Here is a 24,152-nt window from a genome sequence, read left to right as displayed (position 1 = left end):
ATCGGCGCCATTCGCGGCCTTGCTCGCCATGCCTGTTCCCGCTCCGTCAACGGCGCCGTGGCGAGATGCGGCTGGCGCCACACCCGGCCTGCGCGAATTCGCCACCCCAATCCAAGCCACGTCGTATCTGCCGCCTGGCCATCCGGCTAATGACCACTTGAGATCGGGGCCGGGAGGCCGGCATCCTCGCCCCCCGCCTCCGTCCACTCACCCCGACGCAGCGCCGCCAGGGTCAGGTTCAGCCGGATCAGGCGTTGCTGGGCCCGGGTCTGGGCCGCCGCGTCGGTCGCCTCGACCCAGGCGCGCTGCGCCTCGCCCCGGTCTTCCTCCAATTCGGCTTCGCCGCGCAGAAGGCCGTAGAAGTGCCACCAGGCGTCCAGCGCATCGCTTGGCTGGGCGTCCACGCCGGCCGCTTCCGGCAGCCCTGGCCCCCGCAGCAATCCCGTCGCCAGTTCCGCCATTCCTCGGCCGGCGAGTTGGTCCATCAGAAGCGCCGAGTCAAGTTCGCGGCCCTCCGCCAGGAAGGCCTGGACCAGCGTGCGGCACGCCTCCAGACGCGCCTCGCCGAGATCGACCGCGGCGAAGCATTCCTCGACCTCCGCCAGCAGCCAGGGATGGCGCAGCGTGATGGCGAGCAGCGCCGTGGCCTGGGCGGACCGGGTGCGGGCCAGGGTGATGGCCGGGCGGTTGCGCGGCGGCGCCGGCGGCTTGCGGCCGGGCGTGCCGTTGCGGCCCATCGGCGTGCGCGTCGCGGCGAAGAAGCGGTCCATCAGGCTGCGGCGATACTCCGCCGCCAGCGACTTGTCCGGGATCAGCGCCGCGACCTCCGCCAGGCGATTGCGCAGCGCCGCGCGCTGTTCCGGCGTGGTGGCGGGGCGGCCTTCGGTCAGCAGCGCGAACAGCGCCTCCGACAAGGGCCGCGCGCCGTCCAGCACCGCGTTGAAGGCGGCGGGGCCGCCGCGGGAGACCAGCGTGTCCGGGTCCTCCCCCTGCGGCAGCGTCGCCAGCCGCAGCGTGCGGTCCGGCGTCAGCAAGGGCAGCGCGGCTTCCGCGGCGCGCGCGGCGGCGCGGCCACCGGCGGCATCGCCGTCGAAGCAAAGCACCGGCTCCGGCGTCAGGCGCCACAGCTCCTCCATCTGCTCCGCCGTCAGCGCCGTGCCGAGCGGCGCGACGGCGGCGTGGAATCCGGCCTGGTGCAGGGCGATGACATCCATGTAGCCCTCCACCACCGCCACCTTGGCGCCGCGGAAGGCGCCCTCCCGCGCCAGGTCCAGGCCGTAGAGCTGCCGGCGCTTGGAAAACAACCCGGTCTCCGGTCCGTTGACGTATTTCGGCTGGCCATCGCCCAGGATGCGGCCGCCGAAGGAGATGGTGCGGCCGCGGCGGTCGCGGATCGGGAAGATGACGCGGTTGAAGAACAGGTCGGTCGTGCCCTCCCCGCCCTCGCGTTCACGCAGCAGCCCGGCCTCCACCAGCTGGCCCTGGGTGATGCCCTCCGCCTTGAGTTCGGCGGCGAGGACGCCGCGGCCGGCGCCGGACCAGCCGAGGCCGAAGCGCTCGATCGTCTCCTCGGTCAGGCCGCGCCGCTTGAGGTAGGCCAGCGCCTCCGCGCCCTCCGCCAGGCGCAGGCGGCGGCGGAAGGCGGCCTCCACCGCTTCCAGCACGCCATGCAGGTCACGGGCGCGGCGTTCGCGCGCGGCGGCCTCGGGCGTGGCCTTCGGGATCTGCAAGCCGGCCTCGGCGGCCAGGCGTTCCACGGCTTCGGGGAAGGTCTGCCCCTCGGCCTGCATGACGAAGCTGATGGCATCGCCATGCGCGCCGCAGCCGAAGCAGTGGAAGTGGTCGTCATAGACGTAGAAAGATGGCGTCTTCTCGCCATGGAAGGGGCAGCAGCCCTTCCAGTTGCGGCCGGACTTCGTCAGCCGGGTCTTCCGCTGGATCAGCGGCGCCAGCGGGGTGCGCGCGCGAAGTTCCTCGAGGAAGTTGGGGGGCAGCGCCATGCTGCCCCTGTGTTCAGCGCGCCGGGGGCACTCGCGTCAAGCGTTTGGGCATCTTTTTCGGCTATGCGCCGAGGCGAGATTTCACCAGCGGACCGGCCTTGGCCATGTCCATCACCGCGCCGTGCTGCGCGCGAAGCAGGGCCATGACCTTCCCCATGTCCTTGACGCTGGTCGCACCGGCTTCCGCCACCGCGGCGTCGACGGCGGCGGCCATGGCGGCCTCGTCCATCTGCTGCGGCAGGAAGCCCTCGATCACGGCGATCTCGGCCTCCTCCTTCTCCGCCAGGTCCAGGCGGTTGCCCTGGCGGTACAGCGCGGCGCTCTCGGCGCGGGACTTCACCATGCCGCGCAGCATGGCGATGACCTGGTCGTCCGGAACCTTGTCGACGCCGGAGGGGCGGGCGGCGATGTCGGCGTCCTTGAGCTTGGCGGTGATCATCCGCAGGCTGGACGTGCGGGCGGCATCCTTGGCCAGCATCGATGTCTTCAGCTCGGCGGTGAAACGGGTGCGGAGGTCGTCGGCCATGGGGGTTCTCCTTGTGGCGCGCCTGTAGCACGGCGTCGCGTCTGGGAAAAATCTTCCCAGGCCCGCATTCGGCTTGTCCTGGGAACACAATTCCCACATATCTGGCGCCATGCGAACCGTCGAAGAGATCATCGCCCTGATGGGCGGCCCGGATGCCGCGGCAGGGCGGCTTGGCATCGGCACGGAGGCGGTGCGCAAGTGGCGCCAGTCCCGCGCCGTGCCGCCGAAGCATTGGGCCGCCATCATGGCCGCGACCGGCCTGCCGCTCGCCGAACTGCCGCAGGGCGAGACCACCCGCAAGGAGACCCCCGCCGTGACGCAGACCGCAGAGCCTACCCCGGCCAACAACGTGCCCGCCGGCGCGACCGCCGCGCTGGTGCTGGCCGATGGCAGCGTGTTTTGGGGCCGCGGCTTCGGCGCGCAGGCGACCACGGTGGCCGAGATCTGCTTCAACACCTCCATGACCGGGTACCAGGAGGTACTGACCGATCCCTCCTACGCCGGGCAGACCATCTGCTTCACCTTCCCGCATATCGGCAATGTCGGCGCGAATGCCGAGGATATCGAGGCGATCACCCCCGCCGCGCGCGGCCTGATCGTCAAGCAGGACATCACGGAGCCCTCCAACTACCGCGCCACGCGGCACCTGGATGACTGGCTGAAGTCGCATGGCGTGCCCGGCATCGCGGGCATCGACACGCGGGCGCTAACGGTGCGCATCCGCGATGGGGGCGCGCCGAACGGCGTGCTGGCGCATCCGGCGGATGGCCGCTTCGACATCCCGGCGCTGGTGGCGCAGGCCAAGGGCTGGCCGGGGCTGGAGGGGATGGACCTGGCGCGCGAGGTCTCGACCCGGCAATCCTACGCCTGGGACGAGACGGAATGGGCCTGGGGCGAGGGCTACGGCCGGCAGGACGCGCCGCGGTACAAGGTCGTCGCGGTGGATTATGGCGCCAAGCGCAACATCCTGCGCTGCCTGGCCGCCGCCGGCTGCGCCGTGACGGTGGTGCCGGCGACCGCGACCGCCGAGGACATCCTGTCCCACAAGCCGGATGGCGTGTTCCTGTCGAACGGCCCGGGTGATCCGGCGGCAACTGGTGAATACGCGGTGCCGGCGATCCGGGGCGTGCTGGAGACCGGCCTGCCGGTGTTCGGCATCTGCCTCGGCCACCAGCTCCTGGCGCTGGCGCTGGGGGCCAGGACCTACAAGCTGGACCTCGGCCACCGCGGCGCCAACCAGCCGGTGAAGGAACTGGCGACGGGCAAGGTGGAGATCACCAGCCAGAACCACGGCTTCGCTGTGGACGATGCCAGCCTGCCGGACGGCGTGACGGTGACGCATCGCAGCCTGTTCGATGGCTCGAACGAGGGCATCGCCAGTTCCACGCGGCCGGCGTTTTCCGTGCAGTACCACCCGGAAGCCAGCCCGGGGCCGACGGACAGCCACCACCTGTTCCGCCGCTTCGTGGGGATGATCGAGACGCACAAGGCGGGATGACGGGGCGATGCCCTCCCCCGAGACCTTCCTTGTCTTCGCCGTCCTGTCGCTCGGCCTCGCGGTCACGCCGGGGCCGAACATGCTGTACCTCATGTCCCGGTCGCTCGCGCAGGGCACCGGGGCGGGGATGGTCTCGCTGGTGGGGTGCCAGTTCGGCTCCTTCACCATCATGGTCTGCGCCGCCGCCGGCATCACCGCGGCGCTGCTGGCGGTGCCCTATGCCTGGGACATCCTGCGAATTGGTGGCGCGGGCTACCTGCTGTTCCTGGCCTGGCAGAGCGTGCGGCCCGGTGGACAGCCCATATTCGCCGCCCGGCCTATGCCGCGGGAGCCGCGCGCGCGGCTGTTCTGGGTCGGCTTCGCGACCGCGGCGCTGAACCCGAAGGTGGCGCTGTTCTACATGGCGGTGCTGCCGCCCTTCCTCGACCCGGAGCGCGGCAACCTGTTCCTCCAGGCCGCCATCCTCGGCTTCGTGCAGATCACCATCTGCACGGCGTGGGACGCGGTGCTGGTCTGGGGGGCGGCGGGGGCGGCGCGCTTCCTCGGCGCCAACCCGACCTGGATGGCGGTGCAGCGCTGGGTGCTCGGCGGCGCGCTGGCGCTGCTGGCGGTGAAGCTGGCAACGGAGAGCCGGGCCACATGAACGACCTCGCCTTCGGGCTGTTCGCGCTCGCCTATTCCGGCCTGGTGCTGTTCGCCGTCGCCTCCTCGCTACGCCGGCTGATGCCGCCGATGCGCGCGGCGCTCGGCGCCTTCGCGCTGTCCGTGCTGGTGCATGGCGCGACCACGCTGATGATCGGCGAGGCGGCGCCGCTCGCCCTCGCCTTCTGGGGCATCCCCCACCTGCTGATCCTGCCGCTGCTGCTGCTGAGCGCGCGGCGCCAGACGCATTCGAACGGAACCTGACCATGCCGAAGCGCACCGACATCAAGTCCATCCTCATCATCGGCGCCGGCCCGATCGTCATCGGCCAGGCCTGCGAGTTCGACTATTCCGGCGCGCAGGCCTGCAAGGCGCTGCGCGCGGAGGGCTTTCGTGTCATTTTGGTGAACTCCAACCCGGCCACGATCATGACCGATCCGGGCCTGGCGGATGCGACCTACATCGAGCCGATCACGGTGGAGATGGTCGAGAAGATCATCGCCAAGGAACGCCCGGATGCGCTGCTGCCGACCATGGGCGGCCAGACCGCGCTGAACACCGCGCTGAAGCTGGACGCCGCCGGGATCCTGACGAAATACGGCTGCGAGCTGATCGGCGCCAAGGCGGAGGTGATCGACAAGGCGGAGGACCGGCTGAAGTTCCGCGACGCCATGTCGAAGATCGGCATCGAGAGCCCGAAATCCGCCATCGCGCATTCGATGGAGGAAGCCCGCGCCGGGCTGGACCTGGTCGGCCTGCCCTGCGTCATCCGCCCCTCCTTCACCCTCGGCGGCACCGGCGGCGGCATCGCCTACAACCGCGAGGAATTCGAGCAGATCGTCGCCGCCGGCCTGTCCGCTTCCATGACCACGGAAGTGCTGGTCGAGGAAAGCGTGCTGGGCTGGAAGGAGTTTGAGATGGAGGTGGTCCGCGACAGCGCGGACAACTGCATCATCATCTGCTCCATCGAGAACCTGGACCCGATGGGCGTGCACACCGGGGACAGCGTCACCATCGCCCCGGCGCTGACGCTGACCGACAAGGAATACCAGCGAATGCGCGATGCCAGCATCGCCTGCCTGCGGGAAATCGGCGTCGACACCGGCGGGTCCAACGTGCAGTTCGGCATCAACCCCGCAGATGGCCGCATGGTGGTCATCGAGATGAACCCGCGCGTCAGCCGCTCCTCCGCGCTGGCGTCCAAGGCCACGGGCTTCCCGATCGCCAAGATCGCCGCGAAGCTGGCGGTGGGCTACACGCTGGACGAGCTGAAGAACGACATCACCATGGTGACGCCGGCCAGCTTCGAGCCGACGATCGACTACGTGGTGGTGAAGATCCCGCGCTTCACCTTCGAGAAGTTCCCCGGCACGCCGGCGACCCTGACCACGTCGATGAAATCGGTCGGCGAGACCATGGCCATCGGGCGCAGCTTCGCGGAGGCCTTGCAGAAGGGCCTGCGCGGGCTGGAGACCGGGCTGACCGGCCTTGACGAGATCGAGGTGCCCGGCGATGGCTCGCACGCCGCCATCCGCACATCCCTCGCCACGCCGAAGCCGGACCGTGCGCTGGTGGTGGCGCAGGCGCTGCGCGCCGGCATGTCGGTGGAGGAAATTCACGAGGCCTGCCGCTTCGACCCCTGGTTCATCCGCGAGATTTCCCGGATCGTCGACGCCGAGGCGCGCGTGAAGGCGGAGGGGCTGCCGACGACCGCCGATGGGTTCCGCGCGTTGAAGGCGCTCGGCTTCGCCGATACGCGGCTGGCCAAGCTCACCAGCAAGACCGAGGCACAGGTCTTCGCGGCACGCCATGCCTTGGGCGTGCATGCCGTGTTCAAGCGCATCGACACCTGCGCGGCGGAATTCGCCTCCGACACGCCCTACATGTACTCGACCTATGAGGGCGGCTTCGGCGCGCCGGCCTGCGAGGCACGGCCGACGAACCGGGAAAAGATCATCATCCTCGGCGGCGGGCCGAACCGCATCGGCCAGGGCATCGAGTTCGACTATTGCTGCGTCCATGCCTGCTACGCGCTGCGTGACGCCGGCTACGAGACCATCATGGTCAACTGCAACCCCGAGACCGTCAGCACGGACTACGACACCTCCGACCGCCTGTATTTCGAGCCGCTGACGGCGGAGGACGTCATCGCCATCTGCCGCAAGGAGCAGGAGGCGGGCACGCTGCTCGGCTGCATCGTGCAGTATGGCGGGCAGACCCCGCTCAAGCTGTCCCAGGCGCTGCACAAGGCCGGCATCCCGATCCTCGGTACATCGGCCGAAGCCATCGATATCGCCGAGGACCGCGAGCGCTTCCAATTGCTGCTCAAGTCGCTGGGCCTGAAGCAGCCGCAGAACGGCATCTCCCGTACGCTGGACGAGGCGATGGTGGAGGCCGAGCGCATCGGCTACCCGGTGGTGGTGCGTCCCTCCTACGTGCTGGGCGGCCGTGCCATGGAGATCGCCTACAACCGCGAACAGCTGCGCCGCTTCGGGGCGGAGGCGGTGAAGGTTTCGGGCGACAACCCGATCCTGATCGACCAGTACCTGGCCGATGCGATCGAGGTCGATGTGGACTGCATCGCGGACGAGACAGGCGATGTCTACGTCGCCGGCGTGATGGAGCATATCGAGGAAGCCGGCATCCATTCCGGCGACAGCGCCTGTTCCCTGCCGCCCTATTCCCTGCCGCCCGCCATCATCACGGAGCTGAAGGCGGAGACGGAGGCGATGGCCAAGGCCCTCAAGGTCAAGGGCCTGATGAACGTGCAGTATGCGGTGAAGGACGGCGAGATCTTCGTGCTGGAGGTGAACCCCCGCGCTAGCCGCACCGCGCCCTTCGTCGCCAAGGCGACGGGCATCGCGGTGGCCAAGATCGGCGCGCTGGTGATGGCCGGCGCGCATCTGAAGACCTTCGGGCTGGATGACACGGCGGTGTCGCGCCACGTGGCGGTGAAGGAGGCGGTGTTCCCCTTCAACCGCTTCCCCAACGTCGATGTCATCCTGGGGCCGGAGATGAAGTCGACCGGGGAGGTGATGGGCCTCGACCTGTCCTTCGAGAAGGCCTTCCTGAAGTCGCAGATGGGCGCGGGCGTGAAGCTGCCGGAATCCGGTACCGCCTTCCTCTCGGTCAAGGACAGCGACAAGACGGGCGCCATCACCCTGGCCCGCCGGCTGCTGGAGATGGGTTTTCGGGTCCTTGCCACCCGCGGCACCGCCGCGCGGCTGCGGGAGGTTGGGCTGGACTGCACGGTGGTCAACAAGGTGGCGGAGGGGCGTCCGCATTGCGTGGACGCCATCAAGTCGGACGCCATCCAGCTTGTCATCAACACCGCCAGCGGCGGCCAGACGGTGTCCGACAGCTTCGACATCCGCCGCAGCGCCCTGACACACGGCGTGCCGCACTACACGACGCTGGCCGGCGCGCGGGCCGCGGTGCACGCCATCGCGGCCTTGAAGGGCGGAACCCTTGATGTAACCCCGCTCCAGGCCTATTTCACGCGTTCATTCTGAGCGGGCGGGGACGGGATCATCATCCTGTCCCCGCCTCGCCTGTTTCAGTGCAGCCCGCAATCTGCTTGCATGTGGTCGTCCCGCCCTGGCTCCGGCCAGGCGGCGGCCAACAGCAGGGCGGGCCGGGGTGCCCGGAGGAAGGACGCGACGTGCAGAAGTTCCCCATGACCGCGGAAGGGCTGGACCGGCTGACGGAGGAGCTGCGCCAGCTCAAGGTCGAAGAACGACCGGCCGTGATCCGCGCCATCGCCGAGGCGCGGGCGCATGGCGACCTCTCCGAGAATGCCGAATACCATGCGGCGCGGGAACGACAGTCCTTTATCGAGGGCCGTATCGCCGAGCTCGAATCGATCATCCCCTCCGTCGAGGTCATCGACACCTCCAAGCTGTCCGGCAACCAGGTGCGCTTCGGCGCGCATGTGACGGTGGTGGACGAGGAGACGGAGGATGAGAAGACCTACCGCATCGTCGGCGCCTATGAGGCCGACATGAAGAACGGCTCCATCTCCATTTCCTCGCCGCTCGCCAAGGCGCTGATCGGCAAGGCGGTGGGCGACAGCGTCGAGGTGCCGGCCCCGGGCGGCGCCAAGGTGTACGAGATCGCCGGCGTCCGCTTCGCCTGACGCCATGACACCCGTTCGCGCCCTGGCGGTGGAGCCCCCCGCGGGGCCGTCCATCACGCTCGCCGATGTGCGGGCCGCCGCCGCCCGCATCCGCGGCGCGGTGCTGCGCACGCCGACGATATATTGCGATGCGCTGTCCCGGGCGACCGGGGCGCGGGTGCACCTCAAGCTCGACAACCTCCAGGCCACCGGCGCCTTCAAGGAACGCGGCGCGGCCAACCGCATCGCGCTGCTGACGCCGCGGGAACGTGCCGCGGGTGTCATCGCCATGTCGGCCGGCAACCATGCCCAGGCGGTGGCGCGCCATGCCGCGCTGGCCGGCATCGCCGCCACCATCGTCATGCCGCGCTTCACCCCGGCCACCAAGGTGACGCGCACCGAGGGCTGGGGCTCCCGGGTGGTGCTGCAGGGCGAAAGCCTGGCGGAAGCCGCGGCCCATGCCCATGAACTGGCGCTGCGCGAAGGCCTGACCTTCGTCCACCCCTATGACGACCCTGCCGTGATTGCCGGCCAGGGCACCTGCGCGCTGGAGATGCTCGAGGATTTCCCGGACCTCGACGTGCTGGTGATCCCGGTCGGCGGCGGCGGGCTGCTGACCGGCTGCGCCGCGGCGGCGCTGGAACTGCGGCCCGGCATCACCGTGGTGGGGGTGGAGGTCGAGGGCTATCCCGCCATGGCCCAGCGCCTGGCCGGCCAGCCGGTCTCCGTCGGTGGGCCGACCGTGGCCGAGGGCATCGCGGTGCGCGACGTGGGCGAGGTGCCCTTTGCCTGGCTCAAGGCGCATGGGATCGAGGTGGTGCTGGCGCCGGAGCGCAGCGTGGAACAGGCCATCGCCCTGCTGGCGGAGGGCGCCAAGCTGGTGGCGGAGGGCGCCGGGGCGGCCGGCGTCGCCGCATTATTGGCGCATCCCGAGCGTTTCGCCGGCAAATCCGTCGGCATCCCGATCTGCGGCGGCAACATCGATGCCCGCGCCCTGTCCAACGTGCTGCTGCGGCAGCTGCTGCGCGATGGCCGGATCCTGCGCCTGCATTTCGACATCCCGGACCGCCCCGGCGTGCTGGCCGACATCGCCGGCCGCATCTCGGCCCTCGGCGGCAACGTGATCGAGGTGAACCACCAGCAGCTGTTCGGCGCGCCGACGGTGCAGAGCACCGAGCTGTACCTGATGGTGGAGGTGCGCGACGGCCGCCAGGGCAACGCGATCATCGCGGCGTTGCAGGCGGCGGACTACGTGGTCCGGCGGGGATAGCCGGCCTCAGCGCGGGTTGACCCGCGCCTCCCAGGGCTGCGGCCGGTAGTCCGGCAGGATGCGGCAGGGGCCGAGGGTGGTGATGGCGCTGGCCTCGCAGCGCCCCTGCAATTCGGCGGCGCCCGGCCGGCGGCGCGTCTCGGCCCAGCTACGCAGCGCTGCGGCGGCGGCGGCGTAGATCGGGCCGGACAGCTTGGAATGCTCGATCTCGTCGGTGAAGACCTGCAGCAGCAGATGGCCGTTGCCGGCGCGCTCCAGCGTCTCCCGGTACGCCGACTGGTGCTCCACGAACACCGTCATGTCGCCGATTCCGTGCAGGGTCAGCACCGGGATGGCCACGGCGCCGGTGGGGTCGCCATCGGCCGCCAGCCGCGCCGCGGCATCGGCATCCGGCACGATGCGCGGGATGCGGGCGTTCAGCCCGGCATCGTCGGAGGTGCCGGCATAGCGCACGTCGCGGTTGCCGAAGGCGCTGCGCCCCTCCATCAGCCGCCAGCCGATATCGGCGAAGACCATGGTGGCCCAGACCAGGTGCGCCGGGATCGCGGCCTCCGGCACCCGGCTGGCGGCCGAGAGGTCCGCCAGGGCACGGCGCTGCGCCGGGGTCCGCGCCTCCGGCGCCAAATCGGCGCCGGTGCAGGCCAGGTAGCGGGACATCAGCTCCTCCCGCGTCATCCGCTGGCCGCGCGCCAGGCCGAGGGTCACGAGGTATTGCGGCTCCTCCGGCCGCGGATGCGTGCCGCAGATCGCCTGCCAGGCCGCGCGCAGGTCCACCCGCATGTCGTAGGCCCGCGTCGGGCCGGCCAGCACGGCGGAGGTCAGCAGCGCGGCCTGCCAGGGGCGGGTGCCGTCCTGCCCGGCTTCGTTCAGCGTCTCGATCGCCTTGGCGGCGACGGCACCGCCCCAGCTCTGGCCGTGCAGCAGGCTGAAGCGGACGGAGCCCAGCACCTCGCCGGCGATGCGCCGCGCCGCCAGCGCATCCTCGCCGCCGGAGCGGATGCCGAAGCCGGCGCGACGGCGGGAGGTGGAGGCCCAGGCCCAGCCTTCCGCCAGGAATTCGGAGTAGCGCAGCAGATCCTCATCCGTGCTGTCGGCGGCGGGCGCCGACATGCGGGGGCCGCCATAGACATGGGTGACCAGCCCGCCATGCCAGTTTTCCGGCCGCGCCAGCAGCAGGAAGGCGCCGTTGGCGTCCCGGCCGCGCCAGCATTGCGTGGTGGCCGGCAGCCCGGGCGGGCAGGACGCCAACGCAGGCGGCTCGACAGCCGCCGCCACGCCGGGCCAAACCAACATGGGCCACAGCAGGCCGGCCAGCAGAAGGGCAGCCCGCAGCGTCAAGCCGGCACGCCCTCCACCGGCACGCCGCTTTCATCCTTGGTGGTGCGGATGGTCTGCAAGGTCTGCACCCGCAGCACGCTGGCAGCGCCGGTGAGGCGGGAGGTCAGGGCGTTCTCATGCGCGGTGTCGCGCGCCACCAGGCGCAGCATGAAGTCGCCGCCGCCGCGGATCATGTGGCATTCGCGCACCTCCGGCCATTCGCAGACCATCGCCTCGAAGGCCTGGAGGACCGCCTGCTTCTGGGTTTCCAGGCCGACCAGGGCGAAGAAGGTGATCTCCCAGCCCAGCACCTGCGGGTCGAGATCGGCGTGGTAGCCGCGGATCACGCCCTGTTCCTCCAGCCGCCGCACCCGGCGCAGGCAGGGCGGGGCGGAAAGGCCGACGCGGCGGGCGAGTTCGACATTGGTCATCCGGCCATCGGCCTGGAGCTCCGCCAGGATGTGGCGGTCGACCTCGTCGATGTCCGGGGCGGGTGGTTCGGTCATGGCGATGCTGGCGTGTCCCATTCGGCGTGCGCGACGCAATATCCTTTCGGCCTCGGCGATCTACAAGACGCGGGCCGACGAATCCACTCCGACGCCGCAGGCACGCCACGCCGGGCTTGAGCCGCGGGGCCCGGCGGCCGATATGGACCAGGAAGGTTCATTTCTGCCGGATCGAAGCCCGTGTCCCAAACCCGCCGCACCCGCCTGCTCATCCTCGGCGCCGGCCCCGCCGGCTACACCGCCGCCATCTACGCCGCCCGCGCCGGGCTGAAGCCGATGGTGGTGGCCGGGCTGCAGCCGGGCGGCCAGTTGACCATCACGACGGAGGTCGAGAATTTTCCGGGTTTTGCCGAGCCGATCCAGGGCCCCTGGCTGATGGACCAGATGCAGGCGCAGGCCACCCATGTGGGCGCGGAGGTGGTGCAGGACGTGATCACCTCCGTCGATCTCGGGCGCCGGCCGTTCCTCGCCACGGGCGATTCGGGCGACGTGTACGAGGCCGAATCCCTGGTGATCGCCACGGGCGCGCAGGCGCGCTGGCTGAACATCCCCGGCGAGAAGGAATTGTCCGGCTTCGGCGTCTCCGCCTGCGCCACCTGCGACGGCTTCTTCTATCGCGGAAAAGATGTCGCCGTGGTCGGCGGCGGCAATTCGGCGACGGAGGAGGCGCTGTACCTGTCCAACCTGGCGCGGCACGTCACGCTGATCCACCGCCGCGACAGCCTGCGGTCCGAGAAGATCCTGCAGCACCGGCTGTTCGAGCGGCCTAACGTCTCCGTCATCTGGGATACGGCGGTGGAGCAGGTGCTGGCGGATGACAGCGGCCGGGTGCCGGTGGCCCGTGGCCTGGCGCTGCGCAACCTGAAGACCGGGGCGCGCACCGAATTGCCGGTGCATGGCCTGTTCGTCGCCATCGGCCACGACCCGGCCACCGCCCTGTTCCGCGGCCAGATCGCCATGGATGAGGATGGCTACATCCGCACCACCCCCGGCACCACGCAGACCAGCCTGCCCGGTGTCTTCGCGGCCGGCGACGTGCAGGACAAGGTGTTCCGCCAGGCGGTCACCGCGGCCGGCACCGGCTGCATGGCGGCGCTGGAGGCCGAGAAATTCCTGGCGCACCTGCCTGCGGTGGACGTCGCAGCCGCCTGATCGCGAAAAACTTCGCTTTGCGGGGGGTCGCGCCGGGAAAAAAACGCGCGATGCCGCATTGTCATGCTACCCAGGCCGACGGGTTGCGTGGCAGCTTGCCATGACGTCAAAGCAGGGAATCACCGCGGGCATGCCGCTGGATTGGGACAAGCTGCGGGTTTTCCATGCGGTCGCCGAGGCGGGGTCCTTCACCCATGCCGGCGAGACGCTGAATCTGTCGCAATCCGCCGTCTCACGCCAGATCCAGGCGCTGGAGGAAGCGCTTTCCGTCCCCCTGTTCCACCGCCACGCGCGCGGGCTGATCCTCACCGAGCAGGGGGAGACGCTGAACCGCGCGGTGCGGGAGGTTTTCGCCAAGCTGGCGATGACCGAGGCGCTGCTGACCGAAAGCCGGGAACGGCCGACCGGCCGGCTGAAGGTCACCACCACCACCGGCTTCGGCAGCGTCTGGCTGGCCCCCCGCCTGCGCCGCTTCATGGCGCTGCACCCCGACGTGACGCTGACCGTGGTGCTGGACGATGCCGATCTGGACCTCGCGATGCGGGAAGCGGATGTCGCCATCCGCCTGCATCCGCCGCGCCAGCCGGACCTGATCCAGCGCAACCTCGGCACCTTCGGCTGGCGCGTCTGTGGCTCCCCGGACTACCTGAAGACCGCCGGGATGCCGATGCGGGCCGAGGACCTCGATGCCCACCGGATGATCGTCTATGGCGACTACCGACCCCCGGTCGAAAGCGTGAACTGGCTGCAGGAAGCCGGGCGCCGGCCGGGTTCCACGCGCCGCGCGGTGCTGGAGATGAACAGCCTTCCGGGCATCCTGGCCGCCGTGCGCAGCGGCCTCGGCATCGCGGCCCTGCCCGACTACATGGGCGAGGAACTGGATGGGCTGGTGCAGGTGCTGCCGGACCTCAAGGCGCCGCGGATCGAGGCCTATTTCGTCTATCCGGAGGAACTGCGGCACTCAAAGCGGGTGGCGGTGTTCCGCGACTTCCTCGTCTCGGAACTTGCGCTTCCTGCAAGAATGCAGGCGGCGAGCTGAGAGCGCGTCGCGAAACGCCGCAGTCCTGTCATTTTTGAGTAGCAAATCTGGCTCCATGCATTTCCCGCATATCGGGTAGCGCCAATTCACTCAACCGAAGGTCGCGCGGGCGACTATATTTGGGGTGTTCCGGCGGCGACGCTGGATCAGGGTCATTCAGGGCGAGCCCTGAACCCCTTCGTCTCCCAGACGTGAAGCCTCCCTGTTTGACTTAGGCCGCTACCCCAACGGGTTGGCGGCCTTTTTTTTGGCGGACCGGGCGCGGGTTCATGCCTCGTCGGACGGGTCCGTCTCCAGGACCCGGCCCGTCGCCGCCTCCACCACCAGGCGGCGGCGGGTGGAGCGGCGGTGCAAAGTCAGGCGGATTCGCCCGGCATCCGCGCCCTCCCCTCGCTCGATCACCGAATAGACATGGCCGGCGCGCAGATCCGCCAGGAAATCCTCCAGCGCCACCCCGAGCAGGCCCGCGGCCTGTTCGGCGGACAGCACCACGTCGCCGGCTTCGTCGATCTCGACCCGGTCAGGGACAGGCATGGGGCGCTCCTCGCAGTGCGGGGCAGGATTGACCGCGGCGGCGGCGCGCTGCAACGGAGGTGGCATGACCCAATCCGATCCCTCCCCGGCTACCGACCTCGACCCTGGCGGCGCACCCTACCACGCGCTGCTCGGCCTGACCCTGGTGCAGTGGGAGGAGGGGCTGGCGCGGCTGGCCTGCACGGTGGGGGACCAGCACCGCAACCGCTCCGGCATCGTCCATGGCGGGCTGATCCTGTCCATGATCGACCAGGCGGCCGGCTATTCCGGCCTGTGGTGCAGCGTGCCCGGCCATGTCCGCAAGGCGGTGACGCTGGACCTGGATTGCCGCTTCACCGGCCAGGTGAAGGCCGGGCGCCTGGTCGCGGAGGCCAAGGTGGCGCAGCGCGGCCGCAACATCTTCTTCGTCCGCACGGAAGTGTTCGACGAGGCCGGCAGGATGGTGGCCTTCGGCGCCTCCACCCATCGCTGGCGCGCGGGCAGCGAGACCCATGTCGGCCAGCCGCCGGGCGCCGGGCCGAAGGAGGGCTGAGCTACAGCAGCCGGCGCATCTGGCGGTACAGCGCCTCCACCTCCGCCCGCTTCGCATGAGCCGTGCCGGGCTGCGCCACGGTGGCACCGCCGGCGGCGCTGCCCCAGGCAAAGGCCTCGGCCGGCGCCTCGCCGCGGGCCAGGGACAGGGTCATGGCGGCGACGAAGCTGTCCCCCGCCCCGGCCGCGCCGCGCACCGGCACGTCGGGCGCCGGCAGCCGCCAGACCCGCTCGGCATTCGCCAGCACGGCGCCGCGATGGCCGAGCGTCAGCGCCACCAGCTTCACCGCGCCGGACCGCGCGAGGGCGAGCACCGCGGCGTCCTGGTCCGCCGCCTCGGGCAGCTTGCGGCCGACCAGCGCCTCGAACTCGCCGAGGCTCGGCTTCACCAGCTCCAGCCCACCGGCTTCGATGGCGGCGCGCAAGGGGGCGCCGGAGCTGTCCACCACCACGCGCTGGCCGCGGGCGGGGGCCTGGCCTGCGGCGGTGGCGAAGAAATCCACCGGCATGCCGCGCGCCAGGCTGCCGCTGAGCACCAGCCATGCGCCGGCTTCGCGGGCCAGAAGCTCCAGCGCCGCCGAAGTCTCGGCCGGAGCGATTTCGGGGCCTTCCGGGACGAAGCGGTATTCCAGGCCGCTCGACAGGTCCTGCACGATCTGGCTGATGCGGGTGCGGCCCGCGATCGGGACGCTGCGGCGCGGGATGCCGGCGGCATCGACCAGCTCCTCGATCAGCCGCCCGGTGACGCCGCCGGCCAGCAGCACCGCCAGCGCCTGCCCGCCCAGCTCGCGCACCACGCGGGCGACGTTGACGCCGCCGCCGCCGGGGTCGAACCGCTCATTCGTCGTGCGGATCTTGCGCACGGGGCGCACCGCCTCGGCCTCGCAGGCGAGGTCGACGGAGGGGTTGGCGGTCAGGGTGATGATCGTCGGGGTGTCGGGCATGATGGTGCCAGGGTGCCAGAAGCGGCGCGGGCGCGCGAGGTGGGGTCCATCACCACAAGGCCACCGCCGCCAACGTCGCCGCGCCGCCGAGCGCGGCGTACAGCGCGCAGGCCGGCAGGGTGCGCCGCATCACCTCCCCTTCCCGGCCGCCGAGCCCGACCGTGGCGCCGCCGGCCACGATGTTGTGCGGGCAGATGATGTTGCCGACCGCGGCGCCGAACCCCTGCGCCGCCAGCAGCGGCAGCGCCGGCAGCGACAGCGCCGCGGCGGTGGCCAGCTGGAAGTCGGACAGCAGGATGTTGGAGGCGGTGGCCGACCCGGTGACGAAGGTGCCGAGCGCGCCGGTGGCGGCCGCGAAGGCGGGCCAGCCCTGCCCGGCAATGGCCGCCGCCGCCTCGGCCAGCGCCGCGACCATGCCGGAATGCACCATCAGCCGCGCCAGGGCGAGCATCAGCAGCAGCGCCAGGAACACCGGCGGCAGCCGCGCCAGCGCCCGGCCCGCGGCGGCACCCAGCACCTCCCACCCGGTGCGGCGCAGCCCCGCCGCCAGCAGCAGGCTGGCCAGCAGCAGCGTGCCCGGGTGGTACAGCGGCAGCAGGCTGCCGCTGAAGGCGCCCTCGGCCAGGGACCAGTCCAGCGCCAGGTGGCCCAGCGCCTCCCGCACCGGCGGCAGCAGGCGTGTCGCCAGGATCAGGGCGAGCAGCAGCAGGTAGGGCAGCGCCGCGGCCAGCACGGCGCGGCCGGAGGGTCCGGGCTCGGCCCCGGCCCGGGGCGCACCGCGGCGGGAAACCGCCAGCGCGAAGACGACGCCGCCGATCAGCGCACCGCCGAGCGTCGGCAGTTCCGGCCCCACCCAGATGGCGATGGCGACGAACGGCACCAGGAAGGCGACGGCGGCCAACAGGGCCGTGCCCCAGCCGCCCCGCGCCGCCGGCCCTTCGCCGTTGAGGCCCTCGCCCGCCAGGCGATTTACGAACAGGGCCATGGTCCAGCCGCAGGCGGCGTGCAGCAGCGCCGTGGCGCCGGACAGCGCCAGCGGGTCCAGCCCGCTCGCCGCCACCTGCGGCACCACCGGGGTGCCGACGGCGCCGAAGGAAACCCCCACCGCGTGGCCGACCAGCGCCAGTGCCACCGCCTGCGCCGGACCGAAGCCCAGGCCCACCAGGATCGGCGCCGCCAGCACCACCGGCGTGCCGAAGCCGGCCGCACCTTCGGAGAACAGCGCGAAGAACCAGGCGACCAGCAACGCCGTCACCCGCCGGTCCGGCGACAGGCTGGTGAGCGCCCGGCGCAGCGTCTCGGTGGCGCCGGAGGCCAGTTGCAGTTCGTGCAGCCACAGCGCCGGCAGGATGATCCACAGGATGGTGAGGGCGGAGAATCCGGCCTCGGCCGTGACGCCGGCCAGCGCCCCGCCGGCGCCGCCCGCCGCCGCCGGCCCCTGCCAGCCGAACACCAGCAGCGCCACCGGCAGCGCGACGCCCAGGCCCGCGAGCCCGGCGGCCACCGCGCCACGCCCGGCGCCGACCATCATCAGGATGATCAGCAGGATCGGGAGCAGCGCGGCCAGGGCGGTCATGCCAAACCTCTGGACACGAGACGAAACATTCCTGGATGCCATCTAAATATTTCTAGAAGATTGATTTTAGTCAATGTCGATCGGCTCCATGCGCGTTAGCTGATCCATCCGGGGCGACGCCCCGGCACGACAAACCGACTTGAGGGAGTTCCGCCGATGAGCGCAACCCGAACCGACCCGGCCTGGCAGAACGGCACGCCGAAGCGCATCCTGCTCGCCACCGACCTGAGCAGCCGCTGCGACCGGGCGCAGGACCGCGCCGCGCGGCTGGCCGAGGATTGGGGCGCCACGCTGCACCTGCTGAATGTGATCCCGGGCAAGGAGCCGCCGGAGGTGCCCTCCTGGCGCCGCAGCCAGTCGGAGGCGGTGCAGGCGGCCGAGCGTCATATCCGCGCCGACCTGCAGGGCACGCTCGGCGAGGTGGTGATCGAACGCGGCGAGCCGGCCGAGGCGATCCTGCGGCAGGCCGCCGCGCTCGACTGCCAGTTGATCGTCACCGGCGTGGCGCGCGACGAGATGATGGGGCGCGCGGCGGTCGGCCGCATCGTCGAGCACCTGGTGCAGCAATCGCCGGTGCCGGTGCTGGTGGTGAAGCGCCGCGCCCGGCGCGACTATGGGGAGGTGGTGGTCGCCACGGATTTCTCGCCCACCTCGCGCCACGCGCTCGACTGCGCCCTGGCCTGGCTGCCGGAGGCGGCGGTCACGCTGTTCCACGCCTTCCAGATCCCGTTCGAGGGCATCCTTGGCCGCGATGCCCATATGGCGGAGATGCGGCAACTGGCCGCGACGGACCAGGAGGATTTCCTCGCCACCGTGCCGGAAGCGGCGCGGGCGCGAATCCAGTTCATGCTGAAATACGGGCCGGCGGATGCCCAACTGGCGCGGTACGTCGCGGACCGCGAGGTCAACCTGACCGTCCTCGGCACCCAGGGCCGCAGCGGGCTGGCAGGGTTCCTGGTCGGCAGCGTGGCGAAGCGCCTGCTGGCCTGCCTGCCCAGCGACGTGCTGATGGTGCGGCAACCCAGGGCCTGAGGAACAACCCGCCCATGCATGTCGTCGTGTTCAGCACCAAGCCCTATGACCGGCAGTTCCTGGAGGCCGCCAACGCGGCGGATGGCGGGCGGCACCGCCTGGTCTTCCTGGAGGCGCGGCTCTCGGCGGAAACCGCGGGGCTGGCCAAGGGGGCGGAGGCGGTCTGCGCCTTCGTCAACGACCATGTCGACGCGCCGGTGCTGGAAGCCTTCGCCGGCATGGGCATCCGGCTGCTGGCGCTGCGCTCGGCCGGCTTCAACAACGTGGACCTGGTGGCGGCGCGGCGGCTGGGGCTGACCGTGGCGCGGGTGCCGGCCTATTCGCCGGAATCGGTGGCGGAGCACACCGTGGCGATGATGCTGTCGCTGAACCGCCGCATCCACCGCGCCTACAACCGGGTGCGGGAGGGGAACTTCGCGCTGGATGGGTTGCTCGGCTTCGACATGCATGGACGCACGGTCGGCGTGGTCGGCACCGGGCGGATCGGCCTGGCGGTGGCGCGGATCATGCGCGGCTTCGGCTGCACGGTGGTGGCGCACGACCCCTTCCCGTCCGAGGAGGGGCGTGCGATGGGGCTCGAATACCTCTCCATGGACGACCTGCTGGCGCGCGCCGACATCGTCACCCTGCACTGCCCGCTGACGCCCGCGACGCGGCACCTGATCGACGACGCGGCGGTGGCGCGGATGCGGCGCGGCGCCATGCTCATCAACACCAGCCGCGGCGCCATCGTCGACACGCGCGCCACCATCGCCGGGCTGAAATCCGGCCGGATCGGGCTGCTCGGCCTCGACGTGTATGAGGAGGAGGCCGACCTGTTCTTCGAGGACCTGTCCGGCCAGATGCTGCAGGACGACATCTTCGCCCGGCTGCTGACCTTCCCCAACGTGCTGGTCACGGCGCACCAGGCCTTCTTCACGACCGAGGCGCTGACGGCGATCGCCGAGACGACGATCGCCAACATCACCAGCTTCGCCGGAACCGGACGTGCGACGCACGAGGTCTCGACCGAGAAGCTGGCCTGAAGCGAGCGCGGCGACGCGCCCTGGGGCGCGCCGCCCTGCCTTGGGTCAGAGGATGAAGTCGCTGGCCTGAAGCACCGGCTGGCCGACCAGCCGCACCACCATCTCGAGCGCGCCGCCATCGCCGGCGTCGACCTGGATCGCCGTGCCGTTCGCGCCGTAATGCACGCGGATGGAGGCGACGCCGTCCAGGAAGGCGCCGGTGCCGACGAAGGCGAAGGCCTGGTCGCCATCCGCCAGCGGGTCCGCATCGATGCCGGCGAAGCTGATGCGGTCCCCCTCCGCCGCGTTGAAGTCGCGGATGCGGTCGGCCTGGTCGCGCAGGCTTTCGACGAAGGCGTTGAAGGTGAAGATGTCGACGCCCGCGCCGCCGATCAGCACGTCCGCACCCAGGCCACCCTCCAGCGTGTCGTCACCGGCATCGCCCGACAGCCGGTCGTTGTCGTCGCCGCCCTGGAGGATGTCGTTGCCATCCCCACCGGCGATGGTGTCGCGCCCGGTGCCGCCGAGCACCGTGTCGGACCCCAGGCCACCGACCACGCGGTCGTCGCCGGCCGCGCCGTCGAGCAGGTCGTCTCCATCTTCGCCCAGCACGCGGTCGTTGCCGTCCCCGGCCAGCAGGACGTCACGACCCGCACCGCCAACCAGGCGGTCCTGGCCATCGCCGCCGAACAGCGTGTCGTCACCGGCACCGCCCAGCATCGTGTCGTTGCCGCCGTTGCCGAAGATGACATCGTCGCCGACCGTGCCGAGGATACGGCCGGATCCCTCGCCGTCCTGGATCGTGCCGCCGAAGAAGACGGTGTCGAATTCCTTGCGGTTCAGGTCCTGGATGCGGGTATCGGCGGAGGCGGGCGTGTCGGCCTCGGCGAAGGCGGTCTCCGGCGTCGCGTGGTAGCGCGCCAGGTAGTCCTCCAGCGCCTTCTGCTCGCCCAGCGTTCCGGCCGGTACGATGTCGGCCGCGGTGAAGCTCGCGGTCGGATCCACCGGGGCGCTGAGCGAGCCGTCCTCCAGCAGGTAGCGGAAGTTGAAGCCGTTGGCCTTCACCGGGTAGCCGTCGCCGCCATTCGCCAGGAAGTTCAGCGAGACGACGCTGATGACGGCGGGTGCATCGGCCAGCACCACGCCGTCCTCCACCACGCGGGCGATCACCTGGCCCGCCTGGTCGATCAGCGCCACGCTCTGTACCCGGCTGCCGGCCGCGTTGTCCGGATCGAAGGCGAAGCGCACGCCGCCGAGCTGGGCATAGCCGCCATTGCCCTGCGGGATGCCTGCGGCGAATTCCAGGATGTTCTTCAGGCCCTCCGCCGTGGTGTCGGACACCATCAGCTTGTTGTCGAAGCGCAGCGCATTCTCGATGTCGAGCTCGGAAACGCCGCCGGCGGGCTTGCCCGCATCCGCGTTGGCGATCGGCGGCAGCTTGTCGCCGGTGGCCACCTCCACCGCGCCGATCTGCGCGCGGATGCCGCCGCCATTCTTCAGCGAGACCATGAAGGCCTCGCCGGTCGCCTCGACCGCCGCCTCGCGGTTGGCATCCGCCGTCAGGTTGCCGAGGTTGGTTTCCTGGCTGCGCACCTGGTCGCGCTCGCCTTCGAGGTAGACATCGGTGAAGCCGAAGACGTTGCCGTCCTTGGCGGCGATCACGGCCTGCACGGCGTCGGTGATCTCAGCGACCTCGGCGCGCTTGGTGCCGGCGGCGAAGGCGGTGGTCGCGAGGTCGGCCTCGGCCACGCCCCAGGCGGCGGCGACATTGGCGTCGGTCGCGGCATAGGCACCGTTGATGGCCTCGTCCAGGCTGTCCAGGATGATGCGGCCCTCGGCGTCGAAATCGACGACCAGGCGGCCGAGATAGGTGAACTCGTTGTCGGTGTTGACGATCAGCGTGGTGCCGCCATCGGCGCCCTGCGTGACGATCGGGTAGGTGCCGGCGAAGTCGGCGGCGTGGCCGGGGAATTCCACCGCGACATCGGTGGCATCGCCAAGGCGGGTGTTGGAGCCGGCCGCGAGGATGATGTCGACGCCGGTCAGCAGCGTCGCCAGTTCCTGCTCGAACCGGATCTGCTGCAGGTGCGACATCAGGATGATCTTGTTGACGCCCTGCGCGATCAGGTCGTCGATCACCGGCTGCAACTGCGCCGCCAGCAGCGCCATGTCGTTGGTCTCGGTGCCGTCGCCGGCGAAGCCCTTCACCTCGACATTGCCGGTGGAGGAAATCGATTCCAGGACCTGGGTGGTCACGCCGACCAGGCCGATCGCCTCGCCGCCCTTCTGCACGACGGCGGAGGGCACGATGCGGCCGGCCAGGGCTGCCGCGTTCTCCAGACCGTTGACGCCCACCGTCTCGGTATAGCGGCCGGAGATGCCGGCATCGCCGGAGAAGTCCAGGTTCGCGGTCAGGTAGGGGAAGGCGGCATCGTTGACCGCATCGGCGAAGGCGTTGGTGCCGAGGTCGAACTCATGGTTGCCGACGGTCGAGGCCTCGACGCCGATGCGGTTGTGGATCTCGATGTCGGCGGCACCGGGGTTGTTGCCGCGGCCGTGGGTGGCGGCGACGGAGGCATCGGTGCCGGCTGCCAGGAAGGGACCGGGGATGAAGTTGTCGCCACCGGCCAGGATCAGCGTGTTGGCGTAGCTGCCGTCGAAGGCATCGACCAGGGCTGCCAGGTTCGGCGCGGTGCGCCCGGCCAGCAGCCCGGCCTCGGCATCGGCGAAGTGCAGCAGTTGCAGGGTGAAGGGCGCCGGGTCCACCGTGAAGACGGAGATGGTGTTGCTGACCTCGTTGCTGGCGATGAACAGCGCCTGGCCGGTCGGCGACTCCGCGGCCGGGATGAACAGCACGCCCTCCGGGCTGACGTCACCCTCGCGGCGGATGGCGCCGGTGTAGGTAACGGCATCCGGGTCCGTCACGTCGAAGGCGAGCGTCATGTTGGAGCGTTCGAGGGCGACGAAGGCATAGGTATTGCCGTCGATGACGCCGATCTCGATGCCCTCCGGCTCCGGCCCCTTGTTGTCGCTGCGGCCGTCGTCGAACAGGGCGGGAAACTGCTCCGCCACGATGCGCTCGATCAGGTCCGCGCTGTCGAAGACGATGTTGCCCTGGTCATCGAGGATGGAGAAGGATCGCGCGCCGTACATCAGGATCTGGTCGATATCGCCATCGCCATCCGTGTCGCCACGCAGGCCGGGGGCGTTGGAGACGGTGAGGCGGCCGAGGTTGTCGCTGTCCTTCAGGAAGGCCTCGTTCGGGAAGGTCGCGTCATCGAGGTCGTAGGCATTGCTGCCGACGCGGATCGTCTCACCGGGGTCGAGGAAGTCGTCGCGGTCGTCGCCCTCATTGGCGATGACGTAGAAGGTCTGGCCATTCGCTTCGTAGCTGTCGATCGCGTCCGGCATGTACAGGCCGAAGACCGGCGCGTTCACCAGATTGCCCGGCAGCGGGTCGTTGCCCGGCCCGTCCCGGTCGCTGAAATCGGCCAGCAGGTTCGAGAAATCCTTTGAGCCGAGCGGCACGATCGCGGTGATGGTCGCGCTGGCGATGTCCAGGATCGCCACCGCATTGGCTTCCTGCAGCGTGATCATGGCCTTGCTGCTGTCGGCGGAGACGGCGATGTATTCCGGCTCGACGTCCTGGGACACGGACCGGCCCTCGAAGATGCGCACGCCGGCGGCACGCAGCGCATCCTCCTGCCCATCGAAGGCGTCGAAGGTGGCGGTAATGGGCGGTCCCAGGCGGCCCGGGCCGGCGCCGGTATAGATCAGGGTGACGCTGCCATCGCCATCGGTCCCGTCCTCGTTCAACTCGCCCTCGTTGGCGACCAGCAGGTGGGTGCCGTCCGGCGTGAAGGTCAGGCTGTCCGGCAGGGCGCCGACCTCGACGGCGGCGATCACGACGCCCGGATCATTCGCGGCCAGGAACAGCACCTGGCCCGGCAGGGCCTTGTCGGCATTCGGCAGCGCCACGGCGACGATGCCGTTCTTCACCGCGACGCTGGTGATGTCCGTGGTGGCGAAGCCGAGCGTGGTGAAGTCGACGGTCTCGATCAGGACCGGCATGGCTGGGTTGGACAGGTCCACCACCTGCAATCCGACGCCGGAGGTCACGAAAAGCCGGTCGCTGCCCGGATCGAAGGCGGAAATTTCCGCGCCGGCCAGGGTCAGGCTGCCCGCGGTCGCGAAGCTCAGCGCAGCGGTCGGGGTGGTGGACAGGCTCATCTGTTTTGCTCCGTGGCAGCCGGCGGCCGGGCGGGCCCGGGTTCAGGGCACCGGGTCCGTCTCGAACGGCGGACACGTATCCGCGAATTGTTACGCGGCGGCGTCCGTTCGGCGCCGGATGTGTTAAGGTTTCCTTCAAATTCGGGCCCGGTCGCTTACGCACCGCAACGCTTCGTAGCCAATCGGCGGTGGCAGCGGCGGCGCGGCCGGCGCACAACCAGCCTGGCCGTGGCACGC

The 24,152-nt window shown here is 70.5% G+C and carries 19 protein-coding genes; 11 read left to right on the top strand and 8 right to left on the bottom strand.

Annotation, left to right across the window (positions count from 1 at the left end; genetic code table 11):
- Positions 1-146: 146 nt before the first annotated feature.
- Both dnaG and ACFHPP_RS23960 read right to left on the bottom strand, forming a co-directional pair.
- Entirely contained in the window at positions 147-2,000 is a 1,854-nt protein-coding gene (gene dnaG, locus ACFHPP_RS23965; protein ID WP_437165761.1) for a DNA primase, read from the bottom strand.
- A 61-nt stretch (positions 2,001-2,061) separates the two neighbouring features.
- The gene (locus ACFHPP_RS23960) at positions 2,062-2,526 is read right to left on the bottom strand and encodes a GatB/YqeY domain-containing protein (protein WP_437165760.1); all 465 of its coding nucleotides are present in this window, start codon (positions 2,524-2,526) and stop codon (positions 2,062-2,064) included.
- Between the two features lie 109 nt (positions 2,527-2,635).
- Here ACFHPP_RS23960 and carA point away from each other — a divergent pair, with 109 nt between their 5' ends.
- The 6 genes from carA (at position 2,636) to ACFHPP_RS23930 (ending at position 10,050) form a co-directional block, all read left to right on the top strand.
- Positions 2,636-4,024 carry a glutamine-hydrolyzing carbamoyl-phosphate synthase small subunit gene (gene carA, locus ACFHPP_RS23955; RefSeq protein ID WP_437165759.1) on the top strand — a complete coding sequence of 463 codons (1,389 nt, stop codon included), beginning with the start codon at positions 2,636-2,638 and terminating at the stop codon, positions 4,022-4,024.
- Between the two features lie 7 nt (positions 4,025-4,031).
- Positions 4,032-4,667 carry a LysE family translocator gene (locus tag ACFHPP_RS23950; protein WP_437165758.1) on the top strand — a complete coding sequence of 212 codons (636 nt, stop codon included), beginning with the start codon at positions 4,032-4,034 and terminating at the stop codon, positions 4,665-4,667.
- Complete coding sequence (locus ACFHPP_RS23945; protein ID WP_437165757.1) at positions 4,664-4,930, top strand: hypothetical protein; 267 nt, start codon at positions 4,664-4,666, stop codon at positions 4,928-4,930. Before ACFHPP_RS23950 ends, ACFHPP_RS23945 begins: the two co-directional genes overlap by 4 nt.
- A 2-nt stretch (positions 4,931-4,932) precedes the next feature.
- A complete protein-coding gene (carB, locus tag ACFHPP_RS23940) occupies positions 4,933-8,178 on the top strand; it encodes a carbamoyl-phosphate synthase large subunit (RefSeq protein ID WP_437165756.1) in 3,246 nt (1,081 codons plus the stop codon).
- Between the two features lie 149 nt (positions 8,179-8,327).
- Positions 8,328-8,801 (top strand): transcription elongation factor GreA, encoded by a 474-nt coding sequence (gene greA / locus ACFHPP_RS23935; protein ID WP_437165755.1) that lies wholly within the window; start codon positions 8,328-8,330, stop codon positions 8,799-8,801.
- 4 nt (positions 8,802-8,805) lie between these two features.
- Positions 8,806-10,050: a threonine ammonia-lyase gene (locus ACFHPP_RS23930; protein WP_437165754.1), complete on the top strand. Its 1,245-nt coding sequence runs from the start codon at positions 8,806-8,808 to the stop codon at positions 10,048-10,050.
- A 6-nt stretch (positions 10,051-10,056) separates the two neighbouring features.
- Here ACFHPP_RS23930 and ACFHPP_RS23925 read toward each other — a convergent pair whose 3' ends face one another.
- A complete protein-coding gene (locus ACFHPP_RS23925) occupies positions 10,057-11,388 on the bottom strand; it encodes a hypothetical protein (RefSeq protein WP_437165753.1) in 1,332 nt (443 codons plus the stop codon).
- The gene (locus ACFHPP_RS23920; RefSeq protein ID WP_430670714.1) at positions 11,385-11,873 is read right to left on the bottom strand and encodes an Lrp/AsnC family transcriptional regulator; all 489 of its coding nucleotides are present in this window, start codon (positions 11,871-11,873) and stop codon (positions 11,385-11,387) included. The genes ACFHPP_RS23925 and ACFHPP_RS23920 overlap by 4 nt, the downstream gene beginning before the upstream one ends.
- Before the next feature lie 180 nt (positions 11,874-12,053).
- Between ACFHPP_RS23920 and trxB the strand changes: the two genes are divergently transcribed.
- Together trxB and ACFHPP_RS23910 are read left to right on the top strand one after the other, a co-directional pair.
- Positions 12,054-13,025: a thioredoxin-disulfide reductase gene (gene trxB / locus ACFHPP_RS23915; protein WP_437165752.1), complete on the top strand. Its 972-nt coding sequence runs from the start codon at positions 12,054-12,056 to the stop codon at positions 13,023-13,025.
- 130 nt (positions 13,026-13,155) lie between these two features.
- The gene (locus ACFHPP_RS23910; RefSeq protein WP_430670716.1) at positions 13,156-14,064 is read left to right on the top strand and encodes a LysR family transcriptional regulator; all 909 of its coding nucleotides are present in this window, start codon (positions 13,156-13,158) and stop codon (positions 14,062-14,064) included.
- A 267-nt stretch (positions 14,065-14,331) separates the two neighbouring features.
- Here ACFHPP_RS23910 and ACFHPP_RS23905 read toward each other — a convergent pair whose 3' ends face one another.
- Positions 14,332-14,598: a DUF6522 family protein gene (locus ACFHPP_RS23905; protein ID WP_437165751.1), complete on the bottom strand. Its 267-nt coding sequence runs from the start codon at positions 14,596-14,598 to the stop codon at positions 14,332-14,334.
- 64 nt (positions 14,599-14,662) lie between these two features.
- Here ACFHPP_RS23905 and ACFHPP_RS23900 point away from each other — a divergent pair, with 64 nt between their 5' ends.
- Positions 14,663-15,130, top strand: a complete 468-nt coding sequence (locus ACFHPP_RS23900) for a PaaI family thioesterase (RefSeq protein ID WP_437165750.1) — start codon at positions 14,663-14,665, stop codon at positions 15,128-15,130.
- A gap of 1 nt (position 15,131) precedes the next feature.
- Here ACFHPP_RS23900 and ACFHPP_RS23895 read toward each other — a convergent pair whose 3' ends face one another.
- Positions 15,132-16,073, bottom strand: coding sequence for a 1-phosphofructokinase family hexose kinase (locus ACFHPP_RS23895; RefSeq protein WP_437165749.1), 942 nt, complete (start codon positions 16,071-16,073; stop codon positions 15,132-15,134).
- A gap of 49 nt (positions 16,074-16,122) precedes the next feature.
- The gene (locus tag ACFHPP_RS23890; protein WP_437165748.1) at positions 16,123-17,649 is read right to left on the bottom strand and encodes an L-lactate permease; all 1,527 of its coding nucleotides are present in this window, start codon (positions 17,647-17,649) and stop codon (positions 16,123-16,125) included.
- A gap of 156 nt (positions 17,650-17,805) precedes the next feature.
- Here ACFHPP_RS23890 and ACFHPP_RS23885 point away from each other — a divergent pair, with 156 nt between their 5' ends.
- Both ACFHPP_RS23885 and ACFHPP_RS23880 read left to right on the top strand, forming a co-directional pair.
- On the top strand, positions 17,806-18,681 hold the full coding sequence (locus ACFHPP_RS23885; RefSeq protein WP_437165747.1) for a universal stress protein: 876 nt from the start codon (positions 17,806-17,808) through the stop codon (positions 18,679-18,681).
- Between the two features lie 14 nt (positions 18,682-18,695).
- The gene (locus ACFHPP_RS23880; protein WP_437165746.1) at positions 18,696-19,706 is read left to right on the top strand and encodes a 2-hydroxyacid dehydrogenase; all 1,011 of its coding nucleotides are present in this window, start codon (positions 18,696-18,698) and stop codon (positions 19,704-19,706) included.
- 45 nt (positions 19,707-19,751) lie between these two features.
- On the opposite strand, the gene ACFHPP_RS23875 is transcribed toward ACFHPP_RS23880, so the two are convergent.
- Positions 19,752-23,915, bottom strand: coding sequence for a choice-of-anchor I family protein (locus tag ACFHPP_RS23875; RefSeq protein WP_437165745.1), 4,164 nt, complete (start codon positions 23,913-23,915; stop codon positions 19,752-19,754).
- Between the last annotated feature and the right edge of the window lie 237 nt (positions 23,916-24,152).

The organism is Falsiroseomonas sp. E2-1-a20, assembly GCF_051433195.1.
GTDB lineage: Bacteria > Pseudomonadota > Alphaproteobacteria > Acetobacterales > Acetobacteraceae > Falsiroseomonas.
The sequence above is the reverse complement of the archived record's forward strand: the minus strand, read 5'-3'. Positions and strand labels throughout refer to the sequence as shown.